Consider the following 1,009-nt stretch of genomic DNA (forward strand, 5'->3'; position numbering starts at 1 on the left):
TCTCTCCAAAACGGCTGATCAGCTCGAGCCCTTTCTCACGGCTTTTAGCTGCGAGTTCCCGTTCAGCTGCATAGGCGATCGCAGTGGCAATACCGAGCATATGAGGATGAGCGCCTGCCGCCGGACACGATATGTCAATCACACCCGCAAGGCTGCCATCCTCATGGTGAATCGGAGCAGCTGAACAGTTCCAAAGATGGGAAGCAATGGAGTAATGCTCTGATCCCTGTATTGCAACCGGCTCGCTGATGTGGAGCGCCGTGCCAATCGCATTTGTTCCGACAGCCGTTTCCGTCCAACATGCCCCTTCAACAAAGTTGATGCGTTTGGCTTCATAGAGCGCGCGGGGATGGCCGTCCAATGCCAGAACAACACCGTCTGAATCAATTATCAGCGCCATCATTTCCATTTCTTTTATAGCAGGCAGCAGTTTTTCGAGGTAAGGCTTTGCGGTCGTCAAGAAGAATGAATGTTTTTTTGACTGCTGATCCAGCTCCGTTTGCTGTAAAACCTTCGGGCCTTTTTCTAAATAAGGATTGACCTCAGCTTTTTTGCAGCGATGCCATGATTCGGCAATCCGTTTTCTTAATCGGGCTTCGTCAAGCACACCGTCTTTCACAAAACGTTTCCAGGTTTGCAAATCGTTTGGGACCGAATTCATTTCCTTGATCGCTCCTCCCTTACACGCCGTTTTCATCTATTGTAGGGGAAAAATAAAGCGCTTTCAACAATAAAAAAGCAGGCGCCTTATATCCATGCGCCTGCTTTTTCCTTTATTATGCATGTACCGCAAGGCCGATCGTGCTTAACAGCGCCTCATGCAATGTTTCCGATAAAGTCGGATGGGCGGCGATAAAATGCTCCGCCATATCTGCCGTCATCTCACCATTCATGATCGCTGCCGCTTGGCCGATGAGCTCGGTTACATCCGGGCCAATCATCGAGACACCCACGATTTCGCCGAATTCCGGTTCAGCCATGATTTTGACCTTTCCTTCCGCTTGCTGTT

At 49.9% G+C, this 1,009-nt stretch carries 2 pseudogenes; both read right to left on the reverse strand.

Features of this window, described 5'->3' with window-relative positions:
• Positions 1-661, reverse strand: a pseudogene (acoR, locus tag ACWHAR_RS23425) (acetoin dehydrogenase operon transcriptional activator AcoR); the annotation flags it as partial.
• Positions 662-776: 115 nt separating this feature from the next.
• A pseudogene (gene acoL / locus ACWHAR_RS23430) lies at positions 777-1,009 on the reverse strand (dihydrolipoyl dehydrogenase); the annotation flags it as partial.

It is taken from the genome of Bacillus sp. LR--39 (assembly GCF_053613335.1).